The 15,245-nt window shown below is 63.4% G+C and carries 15 protein-coding genes; 14 read left to right on the plus strand and 1 reads right to left on the minus strand.

Going from position 1 to position 15,245, the window contains the following annotated elements; translation table 11 throughout:
- Window positions 1-26 precede the first annotated feature (26 nt).
- From BM019_RS14045 to pepN, 6 genes are read left to right on the plus strand one after another with little or no spacing between them, the layout of a single operon-like run.
- Window positions 27-917 carry an NAD(+) kinase gene (locus BM019_RS14045; protein WP_007920913.1) on the plus strand — a complete coding sequence of 297 codons (891 nt, stop codon included), beginning with the start codon at window positions 27-29 and terminating at the stop codon, window positions 915-917.
- Window positions 917-1,888, plus strand: a complete 972-nt coding sequence (locus BM019_RS14050) for a metallophosphoesterase (RefSeq protein WP_092418623.1) — start codon at window positions 917-919, stop codon at window positions 1,886-1,888. The genes BM019_RS14045 and BM019_RS14050 overlap by 1 nt, the downstream gene beginning before the upstream one ends.
- Complete coding sequence (locus BM019_RS14055; RefSeq protein ID WP_092418624.1) at window positions 1,885-2,757, plus strand: rhomboid family intramembrane serine protease; 873 nt, start codon at window positions 1,885-1,887, stop codon at window positions 2,755-2,757. The genes BM019_RS14050 and BM019_RS14055 overlap by 4 nt, the downstream gene beginning before the upstream one ends.
- Before the next feature lie 15 nt (window positions 2,758-2,772).
- On the plus strand, window positions 2,773-3,033 hold the full coding sequence (locus BM019_RS14060) for a YeaC family protein (RefSeq protein ID WP_007920905.1): 261 nt from the start codon (window positions 2,773-2,775) through the stop codon (window positions 3,031-3,033).
- Entirely contained in the window at window positions 3,030-3,860 is an 831-nt protein-coding gene (locus tag BM019_RS14065; protein WP_009043607.1) for a DUF2797 domain-containing protein, read from the plus strand. The genes BM019_RS14060 and BM019_RS14065 overlap by 4 nt, the downstream gene beginning before the upstream one ends.
- Window positions 3,861-3,873: 13 nt before the next feature.
- Window positions 3,874-6,531, plus strand: coding sequence for an aminopeptidase N (gene pepN / locus BM019_RS14070; RefSeq protein ID WP_092418625.1), 2,658 nt, complete (start codon window positions 3,874-3,876; stop codon window positions 6,529-6,531).
- A gap of 144 nt (window positions 6,532-6,675) precedes the next feature.
- On the opposite strand, the gene BM019_RS14075 is transcribed toward pepN, so the two are convergent.
- The gene (locus BM019_RS14075; RefSeq protein ID WP_062825707.1) at window positions 6,676-8,310 is read right to left on the minus strand and encodes a SulP family inorganic anion transporter; all 1,635 of its coding nucleotides are present in this window, start codon (window positions 8,308-8,310) and stop codon (window positions 6,676-6,678) included.
- Between the two features lie 395 nt (window positions 8,311-8,705).
- Here BM019_RS14075 and BM019_RS14080 point away from each other — a divergent pair, with 395 nt between their 5' ends.
- From BM019_RS14080 to BM019_RS14110, 8 genes are all read left to right on the plus strand, one after another.
- Window positions 8,706-9,755, plus strand: a complete 1,050-nt coding sequence (locus BM019_RS14080; RefSeq protein ID WP_092418626.1) for a WD40/YVTN/BNR-like repeat-containing protein — start codon at window positions 8,706-8,708, stop codon at window positions 9,753-9,755.
- A gap of 48 nt (window positions 9,756-9,803) precedes the next feature.
- Window positions 9,804-12,179 (plus strand): efflux RND transporter permease subunit, encoded by a 2,376-nt coding sequence (locus BM019_RS14085; RefSeq protein ID WP_009043611.1) that lies wholly within the window; start codon window positions 9,804-9,806, stop codon window positions 12,177-12,179.
- A gap of 271 nt (window positions 12,180-12,450) precedes the next feature.
- Window positions 12,451-12,744 (plus strand): DUF5629 family protein, encoded by a 294-nt coding sequence (locus tag BM019_RS14090; RefSeq protein WP_016704661.1) that lies wholly within the window; start codon window positions 12,451-12,453, stop codon window positions 12,742-12,744.
- Window positions 12,731-13,903, plus strand: coding sequence for a lactonase family protein (locus tag BM019_RS14095; protein WP_092418627.1), 1,173 nt, complete (start codon window positions 12,731-12,733; stop codon window positions 13,901-13,903). The genes BM019_RS14090 and BM019_RS14095 overlap by 14 nt, the downstream gene beginning before the upstream one ends.
- Window positions 13,904-14,071: 168 nt before the next feature.
- A complete protein-coding gene (locus BM019_RS14100; RefSeq protein WP_007923220.1) occupies window positions 14,072-14,251 on the plus strand; it encodes a hypothetical protein in 180 nt (59 codons plus the stop codon).
- A 212-nt stretch (window positions 14,252-14,463) separates the two neighbouring features.
- A complete protein-coding gene (locus BM019_RS31185) occupies window positions 14,464-14,589 on the plus strand; it encodes a hypothetical protein (RefSeq protein WP_009043615.1) in 126 nt (41 codons plus the stop codon).
- Window positions 14,590-14,704: 115 nt separating this feature from the next.
- Window positions 14,705-14,911: a hypothetical protein gene (locus BM019_RS14105; protein WP_007923224.1), complete on the plus strand. Its 207-nt coding sequence runs from the start codon at window positions 14,705-14,707 to the stop codon at window positions 14,909-14,911.
- On the plus strand, window positions 14,908-15,165 hold the full coding sequence (locus BM019_RS14110; RefSeq protein ID WP_092418628.1) for a hypothetical protein: 258 nt from the start codon (window positions 14,908-14,910) through the stop codon (window positions 15,163-15,165). Before BM019_RS14105 ends, BM019_RS14110 begins: the two co-directional genes overlap by 4 nt.
- Window positions 15,166-15,245 lie beyond the last annotated feature (80 nt).

Here is a 15,245-nt window from a genome sequence, read left to right on the forward strand (position 1 = left end):
CGTCCCAGAACCCCTGCAGGAGCCCCATGGAGCAATTTCGCAATATCGGCATTATCGGTCGCCTGGGCAGTTCGCAGGTGCTGGACACAGTTCGCCGACTGAAAAAGTTTCTGCTCGCCCGCCACCTGCATGTGATCCTCGAAGACACCATCGCCGAAGTCCTGCCCGGCCACGGCCTGCAGACCTCCTCGCGCAAGCTGCTGGGCGAAGTCTGCGACATGGTGATCGTGGTCGGCGGCGATGGCAGCCTGCTGGGCGCGGCCCGTGCCCTGGCGCGCCACAACATCCCGGTGCTGGGGATCAACCGCGGCAGCCTGGGCTTCCTCACCGACATTCGTCCGGACGAGCTGGAGGTCAAGGTCGCCGAGGTCCTCGACGGCCACTATCTGGTGGAAAACCGCTTCCTGCTGCAGGCCGAAGTACGGCGCCACGCCGAAGCCATCGGCCAGGGCGATGCGCTCAACGATGTGGTGCTGCACCCGGGCAAGTCGACGCGGATGATCGAGTTCGAGATCTACATCGACGGTCAGTTCGTCTGCAGCCAGAAGGCCGACGGCCTGATCGTCGCCACGCCGACCGGCTCCACCGCCTACGCCTTGTCCGCTGGCGGGCCGATCATGCATCCCAAGCTCGACGCCATTGTGATTGTGCCGATGTACCCCCATACCTTGTCGGGAAGGCCGATCGTGGTCGATGGCAACAGCGAGCTGAAAATCGTCGTGTCCAAGGATATGCAGATCTACCCGCAGGTTTCCTGCGACGGGCAGAACCATTTCACCTGTGCCCCCGGTGACACCATCACCGTCAGCAAGAAGGCCCAGAAGCTGCGCCTGATCCACCCGCTGGACCACAACTATTACGAGGTCTGCCGGACCAAGCTCGGCTGGGGCAGTCGACTGGGTGGTGGAGGCGACTGATGCTCGATCCCGCGCGTAGCTACGACCTGATCGGTGACGTGCACGGTTGCGCCATGACCCTTGAGCACCTGCTGGACAAGCTCGGTTATCGCAAGCAGGGTGGCGTCTGGCGGCATTCGTCGCGCATGGCGGTGTTCCTCGGCGACATCATCGACCGCGGCCCACGGATCCGCGAAGCCTTGCACATCGTCCACGACATGGTCGAGGCCGGCCAGGCGCTGTGCGTCATGGGCAACCATGAGTTCAACGCCCTGGGCTGGGTCACCCCGGCACCGCCCGGCAGCAGCAGGCAGTTCGTGCGCGAACACACGCCGCGCCATGCCCGCCTGATCAACGAGACCCTGGCGCAATTCGAGCAGTACCCCAAGGACTGGCACGATTTCCTCGCCTGGTTCTACAAAATGCCGCTGTTCGTCGACGCCGGGCGTTTTCGCGTGGTGCATGCCTGTTGGGACGCCGGCCTGATCGAGCCGCTGCGGGCGCAATACCCCGATGGCTGCATCGACGAGCACTTCCTCCAGGCCTCGGCGATCCCCGGCAGCTTCGCCAATAACGTGTTCGACCGCCTGCTGCGCGGCACCGACATGCGCCTGCCCCATGGCTTGACCATGACCAGCGGCGATGGCCTGACCCGTTCGTTCTTCCGCACCAAGTTCTGGGAAGACGACCCGCAGACCTACGGCGACATCGTGTTCCAGCCCGATGCGCTGCCCGAGCCGGTGGCCCGCACGCCGCTGTCCTCGGCGGAGAAAAATAACCTGCTGCGCTACGGCGTCGATGAGCCGCTGCTGTTCGTCGGCCATTACTGGCGCAGCGGCAAACCGGCGCCGATTCGCTCGAACCTGGCCTGTCTGGATTACAGCGCGGTGCTCTACGGCAAGCTGGTGGCTTATCGCCTGGACCAGGAAACCCGCCTGGACCCGGATAAATTCGTCTGGGTCTATGTCGAGCGGCCGGAGGAGCAGCAATGAGTGCGGTTGCGGTATTGCGTCTGCCGTTGAATGTGGACCTGAGTGGCTTCGTCAAACTGCTGCAGCGCATGCAGGTGCCGCACCGGGTCAGCGAGGAAGCGGGGGAGCAGGTGCTCTGGGTGCCGGACGCCATCAGCGAGGATGTGCGTTCGTTGTACGAGCGTTTTCCGGCGGGCGACCCCGAGCAGCAACTGGACATCCCCGAGGCCGGCGCCGCCATGCGCCGGCCGGGGTTCGTCGAGCAATTGCGCCGTAGCCCGGCCACCGCGCTGATCCTGCTGCTGAGCCTGATCGTCGGGGCCCTGACCCTGCTCGGCGAAAACCTCGGCACCCTGCGCTGGCTGACCTTCCTGGAATTTCGCGTGGTCGGCGACTACATCCAGTTCACGCCCCTGGCCGACAGCCTGGCGGGGGGGCAGTGGTGGCGCCTGGTCACGCCGATGCTGATCCACTTCGGCTTCCTGCACATCGCCATGAACGGCATGTGGTACTGGGAGCTGGGGCGGCGCATCGAACAACGCCAGGGCAGCATCAACCTGCTGGGCCTGACGCTGCTGTTCAGCCTGGTGTCGAACTACGCGCAATACCTGTTCAGCGGGCCGAGCCTGTTCGGTGGCTTGTCCGGCGTGCTGTACGGCCTGCTCGGGCATTGCTGGATCTATCAGTTGCTGTCGCCCAACCCGGTCTATCGCCTGCCTCGCGGAGTCCTGGCGATGATGCTGGTGTGGTTGCTGATTTGTCTGTCGGGGCTGATCTCGGTGATCGGCTTCGGTGAAATCGCCAACGCCGCCCACGTCGGTGGGTTGCTCGTCGGATGCCTCACAGGTTTGTTGGGCGGCTTGTACAGTCGCCGTAAACTGGCCCTCTAATGCTGGAGACCGCTTATGTCGTCGTTTGTTGAAATGATTGAAAACATCACCCCGGACATCTACCAGAGCCTGAAACTGGCGGTAGAGATCGGCAAATGGTCCGATGGCCGCAAGCTCACCGCCGAGCAGCGCGAGCTGTCCCTGCAGGCGATGATCGCCTGGGAAATGCAGAACCTGCCCGAAGAGCAGCGCACCGGTTACATGGGCCCGCAAGAATGTGCGTCGAAGTCGATCGAAGTGCCGAACATCCTGTTCAAGTCGGATGCCATCCATTGATCGAGATCGGCCGTGGCTCCATCAGTAAAATGTCGGCGCGCCTGGACGGGGCGGACGTGCAGTATGCCTTTCGCCTTGGCGACACCGAGGTGCCGGTCAATCCATTGATCGGCAGCACCGTGCGCCTGGAATACCTGGGGGCGATCCACTGCACCCATTGCGGGCGCAAGACCAAGACCAGCTTCAGCCAGGGTTACTGCTACCCGTGCATGACCAAGCTGGCCCAGTGCGATATCTGCATCATGAGCCCGGAACGCTGCCACTACGACGCCGGCACCTGCCGCGAGCCGTCCTGGGGCGAGCGGTTCTGCATGACCGACCACGTGGTGTACCTGGCCAACTCGTCGGGGATCAAGGTCGGTATCACCCGCGCCACCCAGCTGCCGACCCGCTGGCTTGACCAGGGCGCCAGCCAGGCGCTGCCGATCATGCGCGTGGCGACCCGCCAGCAGTCCGGTTTCGTCGAGGACCTGTTCCGCACCCAGGTGGCCGACAAGACCAACTGGCGCGCGTTGCTCAAGGGCGACGCCGAAGCGGTGGACCTGGCGCAAGTGCGCGACCAGCTGTTCGCTTCCTGCGCCGAGGGCCTGCGCGCCTTGCAGGAACGCTTCGGCCTGCAGGCGATCCAACCGGTCAGCGATGTCGAGCCGATCGAGATCCGCTACCCGGTCAAGCAGTACCCGGCCAAGATCGTCAGCTTCAACCTGGACAAGAACCCGATTGCCGAAGGCACGCTGCTGGGGATCAAGGGCCAATACCTGATCTTCGATACCGGCGTGATCAATATTCGTAAATACACGGCCTACCAGCTCGCCGTGCATCAGTAGAAGGATTCGCCGCATGCGCACCGAACAACCGAAGATGATTTACCTGAAGGACTATCAGGCGCCCGAGTACCTGATCGACGAAACGCACCTGACCTTCGAGTTGTTCGAGGACCACAGCCTGGTCCATGCGCAACTGGTGATGCGCCGTAACCCAGCGCATGGCGCCGGCCTGCCGCCGCTGGTACTCGACGGCCAGCAGCTGGAGCTGCTGTCGGTGTCCCTGGGCGATCGCGAGCTGACGGCCGCGGATTACCAGCTGAGCGCCAGCCACCTGACCCTGCAGCCGACCAGTGAATCCTTCACCGTCGACACCAGCGTCAAGATCCACCCGGAAAGCAACACCGCCCTGGAAGGCCTGTACAAGTCCAGCGGCATGTTCTGCACCCAGTGCGAGGCCGAGGGCTTTCGCAAGATCACCTACTACCTCGACCGCCCGGATGTGATGAGCAAGTTCACCACCACCGTGGTGGCCGAGCAGCACAGCTACCCGGTGCTGTTGTCCAACGGCAACCCGATCGCCAGCGGTCCGGGCGAAGACGGCCGGCACTGGGCGACCTGGGAAGACCCGTTCATGAAGCCGGCCTACCTGTTCGCCCTGGTGGCGGGCGATTTGTGGTGCGTCGAGGACAGCTTCACCACCATGAACCAGCGCGAAGTCGCGCTGCGCATCTACGTCGAGCCGGAAAACATCGACAAGTGCCAGCACGCCATGACCAGCCTGAAGAAGTCCATGCGCTGGGACGAACAGACCTACGGCCGTGAGTACGACCTGGACATCTTCATGATCGTCGCGGTCAACGACTTCAACATGGGCGCCATGGAGAACAAGGGCCTCAACATCTTCAACTCCAGCGCCGTGCTGGCCCGCGCCGAGACCGCCACCGACGCCGCGCACCAGCGGGTCGAAGCGATCGTCGCCCACGAATACTTCCACAACTGGTCGGGCAACCGCGTGACCTGCCGCGACTGGTTCCAGCTGTCGCTCAAGGAAGGCTTCACGGTATTTCGCGATGCCGGTTTCTCCTCGGACATGAACTCGCGCACGGTCAAGCGCATCCAGGACGTGGCCTACCTGCGCACCCACCAGTTCGCCGAAGACGCCGGCCCCATGGCCCACGCCGTGCGCCCGGAAAGCTTTATCGAGATCTCCAACTTCTACACCCTGACCGTGTACGAGAAGGGATCGGAAGTGGTCGGCATGATCCGCACCCTGGTGGGCGCGGAAGGCTTCCGCAAGGGCAGCGACCTGTACTTCGAACGCCACGACGGCCAGGCCGTGACCTGCGACGATTTCGTCAAGGCCATGGAAGATGCCAACGGCATCGACCTGGGCCAGTTCAAGCGCTGGTACAGCCAGGCCGGCACCCCACGCCTGGCGGTCAGCGAGGCCTATGACGCGGCGGCGAAGACCTACAGCCTGACCTTCCGCCAGAGCTGCCCGCAAACCCCGGACAAGGTGGAAAAACTGCCGTTCGTGATTCCGGTCGAGCTGGGCCTGCTGGACTCCAAGGGCGCGGCGATTGCCCTGCGCCTGGCTGGCGAAGCCGCCGCGCAAGGCTCTTCGCGGGTGATCTCGGTGACCGAAGCCGAGCAGACCTTCACCTTCGTCGATATCGCCGAAAAGCCGCTGCCGTCCTTGCTGCGCGGTTTCTCGGCGCCGGTGAAGCTGAGCTTCCCGTACAACCGCGACCAGTTGATGTTCCTCATGCAGCACGACAGCGACGGTTTCAACCGTTGGGACGCCGGCCAGCAACTGGCGGTGCAGGTGCTGCAAGACCTGATTGCCCAGCATCAGCAGGGCCAGGCGCTGGTGCTGGACCAGCGTCTGGTCACCGCGCTGGGCACGCTTCTGGCCGATGACAGCCTGGACCAGGCCATGGTCGCGGAAATGCTTTCGCTGCCGGGCGAGGCCTACCTGACCGAGATCAGCGAAGTGGCGGATGTCGAGGCCATTCACGCGGCGCGCGAGTTCGCCCGCCAGCAATTGGCCGATAGCCTGTTCGATGCGTTGTGGAAGCGTTACCAGGCCAATCGCGAGGTCTCCCGGAGCACCGACTATGTCGCCGAGTCCGCGCACTTCGCTCGCCGCGCCCTGCAAAACATCGCGCTGTCGTACCTGATGCTCACCGAGAAGTCGCAAGTGCTGGCGGCCGCCATCGAACAGTTCGACGCCGCCGACAACATGACCGAGCGCCTGACCGCGCTGGCGGTGCTGGTCAACTCGCCGTTCGAGGCCGAGAAAGCCAAGGCCCTGGCGGTGTTCGCCGAGCACTTCAAGGACAACGCCCTGGTCATGGACCAGTGGTTCAGCGTCCAGGCCGGCAGCACGCTGCCGGGCGGGCTGGAGCGGGTCCAGGCCTTGATGCAGCACCCGGCGTTCAACATCAAGAACCCGAACAAGGTGCGCGCCCTGATCGGCGCCTTCGCCGGCCAGAACCTGATCAACTTCCACGCCGCGGACGGCTCCGGCTACCGCTTCCTGGCCGACCTGGTGATCCAGCTCAACGGCTTCAACCCGCAGATCGCCTCGCGGCAACTGGCGCCGCTGACCCGCTGGCGCAAATACGACAGCGCCCGCCAGGCGCTGATGAAAGGCGAACTGGAACGCATCCGCACTTCCGGCGAGCTGTCCAGCGACGTGTTCGAAGTGGTGAGCAAAAGCCTCGCCTGACGCCGGGCTTGGGCCTATGTAGGCTCGACAGCTGTAGCCGCTGCCGAGCCTGCGAGGCTGCGAAAAGCCCCGCAGGGGCTTGCCTGACGATCTCCCGTCCAGCTTCTTGCGTCCCTGCGGGCCGTTCGCAGCCTGCGGCAGCGGCTACAGGGTGGTGGTCAGGGCGCTGCTCAGGTCAGGGTGATAGTTCTGCGCGCCGATGGCGTGCAGGATGCCGACCCGCTCAAGCTTGGTGTGGACCTTGAGGTTGGCTTCGCACAGCTTCACCACGATCCCGCGTTTATGCAGCTGGCCAATCACTTCCTCCAGCATCTGCAAGCCCGTGATGTCCATGAACGGCACGTGTCTCAGGCGAATGATCAGCACCCGTGGGTCGCTGTGAGTCTGCGCTAGCGCTCGTTCGAAAGTCTCCGCAGCACCAAAGAACAGCGGCCCCTCGATGGTGTAGATCAGCACGCCCGGTGGCAGATGCAACTGGCCGTTGCCGTGCAGCTCGTGCTGCAGGTCCTGTTCCACCACCTGTTGCACCTCCACCGAGGAGGCCATGCGCCGCAGGAAATGCAGCATCGCCAGAATCACCCCGATATTCACCGCGATCACCAGGTCGCTGAATACCGTGAGGGTAAAGGTGGCCAGCAGAATCGCCACGTCCGCCCGGGGCGCCCGCTGTACCATGCGCTTGAAGTGGTGCAGCTCGCTCATGTTGTAGGCCACCACGAACAGGATCGCGGCCAGGGCGCACAGCGGGATATTGGCCGCCAGCGGCGCGAGAAACAGGATGATCAGCACCAGGACCAAGGCATGGACGATGCCCGCCAGCGGGCTGCTGCCGCCGTTGCGGATATTGGTCGCGGTGCGGGCAATCGCGCCGGTGGCGGCGAATCCGCCGAACAGCGGCGTGGCCAGGTTGGCGATGCCCTGGCCGATCAGTTCCTGGTTGGAGTCGTGGCGGGTGCCGGCCATGCCGTCGGCCACCACCGCCGACAACAGCGACTCGATGGCGCCGAGCATGGCGATGGCGAAGGCCGGGCCGATCAGGTCCAGCACCCGGGGCAGGCTGATCTCGGGCAACTGCAGCGCCGGCAAGCCCTGGGGAATGCCGCCGAAGGCACTGCCGATGGTGGCCACGCCGTCGAACTGGAACAGTGACTGCAGGGCCGTGGCCAGGGTCATGGCGACCAGGGGCGCGGGCAGGCGTTTGAGCTGCGCGACCCTGGGCACGCCCCACAACAGCGCCAGGCTGAGCAGGGCCAGCAGGGTGGTGGCCAGGTGCAGGTCGGGCAGGGCCTGCAACAGATGCCAGAGCTTCTGGTGAAAGTGCTCGCCGCCGACGGCGGGCAGGCCGAAGAAGTCCTTCCACTGGCTGACCCAGATGATCACCCCGATCCCGGCGGTAAAGCCGAGTATCACCGGGTCCGGGATGAACTTGATCAGGGCCCCCAGGCGACTGATGCCCAGCAGGAACAGGATGATCCCGGCCATCATGGTCGCCAGTTGCAGGCCGTCGACCCCGTACTTGGCGGTGACCCCGGCCAGAATCACGATAAAGGCCCCGGTGGGCCCGGCGATCTGCAAGCGGCTGCCGCCGAACAGCGACACCAGCAGGCCGCCGACGATGGCGGTGTAGATCCCCTGTTCAGGCTTGACCCCGGAGGCGATGGCGAAGGCCATGGCCAACGGCAGCGCCACCACGCCGACAATCACCCCGGACACCAGGTTGCGGGCCCAGTGCGCGCGTCCCAGCAATCCGGCTTTCCACGCCTCGCGTATGGCAATCATGGCTCACTCCTGAAGTCCGGCTTGCAGACCACGCAGCTCAATCATAGCCAAAGCCAGGAGGCGCGGCCCCTGTCCTGAATCAGTCTTTGCGCGGCTATCGGCTGCAGATGCTTGGGGATCGAAGGGCGCAGTCCGCGGCGTTGGTGTTCCAGCCTCAGCTACGCTTCGTACGTTGCCTCAGTATCGACTGAGCAGTCAGGTTCCAGGCCGGGTACGGTGGTTAACAAAAGATAACGTGGCGTCGATTGTCAGACGTTTCTAAAGCCCGATAGGATAGGTCAGCTTCCGAAGGGGCTCTAGATTGCAGGTTTCAGGACGGTGTCCTGGATCCCATGCCCCGAACGGCGCCCTGTAAAGGTTGAACGACCTAACAATAATAAATGGGGGAAAGGTCTATGAGTGAGCCTGTCATGGGTGTGAGTTCCTGCCGCCCGCCGGCCTTGCGCAGATTTGCGTTGCTGGCTACAGCGCTCTCGCTGTTGGGGGTCGCCCTGTTACCGGCCCCGGTCCAGGCCGCTGCGTCCGCAGCGGACACTGTCTACTCCACCGAATCGGCCAAGGCCAGCAAGGGCCTGATGCTCGATGTCGTGCATGCCGGTTCGCGCCTGGTCGCCGTTGGCGATCGCGGGCACATTCTCTATTCCGACGACCAGGGCCAGACCTGGACCCAGGCCAAGGTACCGACCCGCCAGCTGCTGACCGCGGTGTATTTCGTCGATGCCCAGCACGGCTGGGCCGTCGGCCACGATGCCCAGGTGCTCGCCAGCGAAGACGGCGGCCTGACCTGGACCAAGCAATTCGAAGACCTCAAGCGCGAAGCGCCGCTGCTGGACCTGTGGTTCCAGGACGCCCTCAACGGTTTTGCCGTGGGTGCCTACGGCGCGCTGCTGGCCACCACCGACGGCGGCAAGCACTGGGAAGACGCCAGCGACCGCCTGGACAACGAAGACCAATACCACCTCAACGCCATCGCCGCGGTGAAGGATTCCGGCCTGTTCATCGTCGGCGAGCAGGGCAGCATGTTCCGCTCTGCCGATTGGGGGCAGACCTGGGAGCGCCTCGAAGGCCCTTATGAAGGTTCGTTCTTCGGCGTGATCGGCACCGCCCAGCCCGCCACGCTGCTGGCTTACGGCCTGCGCGGCAACCTCTATCGCTCCACCGACTTCGGCAGTACCTGGGAGCAGGTCGAGCTCAAGGCCGCTCGCGGCAGCCTGGAGTTCGGCCTGTCCGGCGCCACGCTGCTGGACGACGGCTCGCTGGTGATCGTCGGCAACGGCGGCAGCGTGGTGCGCAGCACCGACAACGGCTTGACCTTCAGCGTCTACAACCGTCCGGACCGGATCTCCCTGGCAGCGGTGACGGCGGCCGGCAATGGCAACCTGATTCTGGCGGGGCAGGGCGGTGTGCGCTCGACCTCGGCGAATGGCGCCGATCTCGGAAAATAATCAGGGCAAGCAAGCCGGGCCAAATAATAAGAAGGCGGGAACACTTCCATGAGCAGTCATCAAACCGACAAGGCGACGTTTCTCGAGCGTCTGATTTTCAACAACCGCCCGGCAGTGATCGTCATCTGCCTGCTGGTCAGCGTTTTCCTGTTCTGGCAGGCCACGCTGATCAAGCCGTCCACCAGCTTCGAAAAAATGATCCCGCTCGAGCATCCCTTCATCGAGAAGATGATGGAGCATCGCAATGACCTGGCGAACCTGGGCAACACCGTGCGCATTTCGGTGGAGGCCAAGGACGGCGACATCTTCACCAAGGAGTACATGGAGACGCTGCGGCAGATCCACGACGAGGTGTTCTACATCTCCGGCGTCGACCGCTCGGGCCTGAAGTCGCTGTGGAGCCCCAGCGTGCGCTGGACCGAAGTGACAGAGGAAGGCTTCGCCGGCGGCGAAGTGATCCCGCAGAGCTACAACGGCTCGGCCGACAGCCTCGACCTGCTGCGCAACAACGTACTCAAGTCGGGGCAGGTCGGGCGCCTGGTGGCCAACGACTTTAAATCGAGCATCGTCGACATCCCGCTGCTGGAGTCCTACCCGGACCCGGAGGACCAGGGCAAGCTGCTGGCCCTGGACTACCAGAAGTTCTCCCACGAGCTTGAGGAAAAGATCCGCGACAAGTTCGAGGCGCAGAACCCCAATGTGAAGATTCACATCGTCGGTTTCGCCAAGAAGGTCGGCGACCTGATCGACGGCCTGATCATGGTGGTGATGTTCTTTGGCGTCGCCTTCCTGATCACCCTGGTGCTGCTGTACTGGTTCACCTGGTGCATCCGCAGCACCATCGCCGTGCTCATCACCACCCTGGTGGCGGTGGTCTGGCAGCTGGGCCTGATGCACGCCGTGGGCTTTGGCCTTGACCCTTATTCGATGCTGGTGCCGTTCCTGATCTTCGCCATCGGTATTTCCCACGGCGTGCAGAAAATCAATGGTATCGCCCTGCAATCCAGCGGTGCCGACAACGCCCTGACCGCGGCCCGGCGCACCTTCCGCCAGCTGTTCCTGCCGGGGATGATCGCGATCCTCGCCGACGCCGTGGGCTTCATCACCCTGTTGATCATCGACATCGGGGTGATTCGCGAGCTGGCCATCGGCGCGTCCATCGGCGTGGCGGTGATCGTGTTCACCAACCTGATCCTGCTGCCGGTGGCGATTTCCTATGTCGGCATCAGCAAGCGCGCGATCGAGCGCAGCAAGAAGGACGCGACCCGCGAGCATCCGTTCTGGCGCCTGCTGTCGAACTTCGCCAGCCCGAAAGTCGCCCCGGTGTCGATCTTCCTGGCCCTGCTGGCCTTCGGTGGCGGCCTCTGGTACAGCCAGAACCTGAAGATCGGCGACCTCGACCAGGGCGCGCCGGAGCTGCGTCCGGACTCGCGCTACAACAAGGACAACAACTTCATCATCAACAACTACTCCACCAGTTCCGACGTGCTGGTGGTGATGGTCAAGACCGCCTCCGAAGGCTGCTCGCGCTACGAAGCCATGGCACCGATCGACGAGCTGATGTGGAAGATGCAGAACACCGAGGGCGTGCAGTCGGCGATTTCCCTGGTGACTGTGTCCAAGCAAATGATCAAGGGCATGAACGAGGGCAACCTGAAATGGGAAACCCTGTCGCGCAACCCGGATGTGCTGAACAACTCCATCGCCCGGGCCGACGGCCTGTACAACAACAATTGCTCGCTGGCGCCGGTGCTGATCTTCCTCAACGACCACAAGGCCGAGACCCTCGACCGCGCGGTGCATGCGGTGCAGGAGTTCGCCAAGGAGCACAACAAGGAGGGCCTGGAGTTCCTGCTGGCGGCGGGTAACGCCGGGATCGAGGCGGCCACCAACGAAGTGATCAAGCGCTCGGAACTGACCATCCTGGTGCTGGTGTACATCTGCGTGGCGGTGATGTGCATGATCACCTTCCGCTCCTGGGCGGCGACCCTGTGCATCGTCTTGCCGCTGGTGCTGACTTCGGTGCTGGGTAACGCGCTGATGGCGTTCATGGGCATTGGCGTGAAGGTCGCGACCTTGCCGGTGGTGGCGCTCGGGGTGGGGATCGGCGTGGACTACGGGATCTACATCTACAGCCGCCTGGAAAGCTTCCTGCGTGCCGGCCTGCCGTTGCAGGAGGCCTACTACCAGACCCTGAAATCCACCGGCAAGGCGGTGCTGTTCACCGGCCTGTGCCTGGCCATCGGCGTGGCTACCTGGATCTTCTCGGCCATCAAGTTCCAGGCCGACATGGGCCTGATGCTGACCTTCATGCTCCTGTGGAACATGTTCGGCGCGCTGTGGCTGCTGCCGGCGCTGGCGCGGTTCCTGATCAAGCCGGAGAAACTGGCGGGGCAGAAGGGCAACTCGCTGTTCGCCCACTAAGCCTTGCGGCTGCAAGCAAAACCGCGACCCAGGTCGCGGTTTTTTATTGCCCGTCTCCGTAACCTGTAGCCGCTGCCGAGCCCGCGAGGCTGCGATCGACCGGCACAGTCGCGGCGGTCTTCCTGGCGCAGGAGGGCCTTCGGCCCTGGCGCAGCCTGCGGCAGCGGCTACAGGGTTTGTAACAATGGGGCGCGCGAACTTTGCAATGCCACTACAGCCGCGCCGCGCCGGACCCGCTATCATGGCCGCTTTCCATTGCTGACTGACGACCATGACTGCCGCTACAGACACTTTGCTGACTGCCCTCCAAGCCTGCGACATGCTGGAAATCGACGGGCTGCATGCCTTCGACTTCACCCTTGACGACCAACAGCTGCTGATCGAATGCATGGACGGCCGCGCGGCCAAGCGCTGGAGTTTCAGCCTGGCCCAGGTCAACGCCGCGACCTTCGACGACACCCTGCAGAGCTGGACCATCGTCGGCGATTCCGGTGAGCACCGCCTGGTGTGCATGAGTGCTTTCAGTGCCCGTAACGATGAGGAGGATGAACATGAGGATGCGTAACTTCTGGCCACTGCTGATGGCTGGCAGTGTCGGCGCCATGGCCGTGCAGGCCGCGCCGGTCGAGACCCAGGAACTGCTGGTCGGTTCCTACACCCAGGGCCAGAGCGAAGGCATCTACCGCCTCAAGTTCGACGGCCGCACCGGCAAGATCGACGCCAAGCCGCTGCAGGTGGTCAAGAGCGCCAACCCGTCCTGGCTGACCCTGTCCAAGGACCAGAAACAGCTGTTCGTGGTCAACGAGAACGGGCCTGGGCAAACCGACCCGATCGGCCGGGTCAGCAGCTTCGGCATCGAAGCCAAGAGCCGCAAGCTGAACCCGATCAACCAGGTGCAGAGCCTGGGCAACGAACCGACGCATTCGAGCCTGAGCGGCGATGGCCGCTACCTGTTCGTCAGCAACTATTCGGTGGTTGCGGATCCAGGCGGCAGCCTCGCGGTAGTGCCGGTCGGTACCGATGGCAAGCTGTCGCCGGTGGTCCAGCTCAGCAGCCACCCAGGCAGCCGGGTCAACCCCGAGCGCCAGGTGGCGGCCCACGTGCATTCGGTGGTGTCGTCGCCGGATGGCCAGTTCGTGTTCGCCAGCGACCTGGGCGCGGACAAGATCTTCGTCTACCGCTACGACCCCAAGGCCAACGCCGAACGCCCCCTGACCGCGGCCGAGCCGGCGTTCGTCGAGCTGCCGCCGGGCAGCGGCCCACGCCACCTGCTGTTCAGCGCCGATGGCAAGCACGCCTACCTGACCCTGGAAATGAGCGCCCAGGTGGTGATGTTCGATTACCAGGACGGCAAGCTGACCCAGAAGCAGATCCTCGACTTGACCAGTGGCGGTAAGGACAAGAAGGCGGCGGGCGCGCTGCATGCCTCGAAAGATGGCAAGTACCTGTACGTGAGCAACCGCGGCACGGCCAATCAGTTGCTGGTATTCGCCATCGACGAAGCCACCGGCCAGCTCAAGGAGATCCAGCGCCGTTCGGTGGAGGGCGATCACCCTCGTGAGTTCAGCCTCGATCCGAGCAACAAATACGTGCTGATCGGCAACCAGAAGAGCAACGAAATCGTGGTGATCGAGCGCGACGCCAAGACCGGTTTCCTCGGCAAGACCGTGCAGAAACTGCCGTTCGATTCACCCAGCGATATCAAGTTCCTGGTGCGTCAATAAGCCACAGGCCCCGGTTGACGGGGCCTGAGCCTTTCTATTAATGACGCTGATATCTGCTACTGCTGGAAAAGATTTCAACCCGCCAACCCTCGGGCGTAGTTTTGCTTCACGGCCCGGCACATCAAGGCTTCCGGGCAAACAAGCCGACTGCATACGAGGGTTACCCGAATGAACTTCAATCTCTTCTCCGTGATCGCCGCTTCCGCCATCTCCGCTACCGTGGCCCTGCCAGCCAGCGCCAACGTGGAAATCAGCGAGAAAAAATCCGCGACCAACACCTACACCCAGAAATACCTGCAACAGAGCGCCAACTTCTACGCCGCCCTGGATCACAAGATCCAACACTGAAATTCCCCGCAACGCCCAGGTATGCAGGAGCGAAGTCACTGGCTTCCCTGGATGGACTCGTTCATCCAGCGGACCGGCAGTGATGTCGCTCCTGCATCACCTGTATGCGACGTTTTCCCCTCTGCCAGGCAAATTAGCTTGGTAATGTCATATCGCCATATGTTTAAATTTGACGCTAATTAATTGACTCCTCCTTTCCAAGGATCGACAGCATGGCGATGCGTCTGGCAGTGGTTCTTCTGTTCCTCTATTCCACCCCGATTCTCTCGGCTGCCCAGCCTGTCGAAGGCGAGCCGGAAACCTCCCGCGAGCGCATGCTGACCCTGCTTGGGGATTGATTGGCCGCGGATTCACGATCAATCCAACTGATGGTGACTATGCACCGAGGTTGTTTCTGCGGCGGGCGCTTTTAACGGATTCTGTGGGCACGCAAACATGCCCACGGAGACCACCATGGCCCACTCGATCCTCACCTCTGCCAAGCGCGGCGCCTATGTCGCCATTGGCCTGTACCTGGCCATGGTCCTCCTGGTCAGCCTCTCGGCCCAGACCCCGTCGGCAGTGCAACCGCCGATCCAGGTCGCTTACCCGGCCATCCAGTTCGAACACCGCGCGCAAGCCGCCGAACACCCTGCGGACGCGGGAGTGGCGCTGCTATGAAAGGATGCAGGTTCTGGGTCATTGCCGTCCTGGCGTTCATGACCAATGGCGCGTCCTTGCTGGGGATAGGGCAGGGCTCGGCGGGCTCGCTGGCCCGGGCTATCGAATGCAATCACAACATCGCCCACAACATCGAAACCGCCAAGGCCCTGGGCCTGCTGGCCGGCAACCCGCCAGCCAAACCCAAGGCTGCGTTCTTCGGCCCGTTCAGCGTCGATTGCTCGGCGTTGCAGATGTGCAGTGTGCTGGCCTGATCCGAGGAACAATCCTGTAGCTGCTGCCGCAGGCTGCGATAGGTCCGAAGGACCTCCAGCGTCCGAGAGATCGCAGCGCC

The sequence above is a fragment of the Pseudomonas sp. NFPP07 genome (assembly GCF_900115645.1).
Classification (GTDB): Bacteria; Pseudomonadota; Gammaproteobacteria; order Pseudomonadales; family Pseudomonadaceae; genus Aquipseudomonas; species Aquipseudomonas chlororaphis.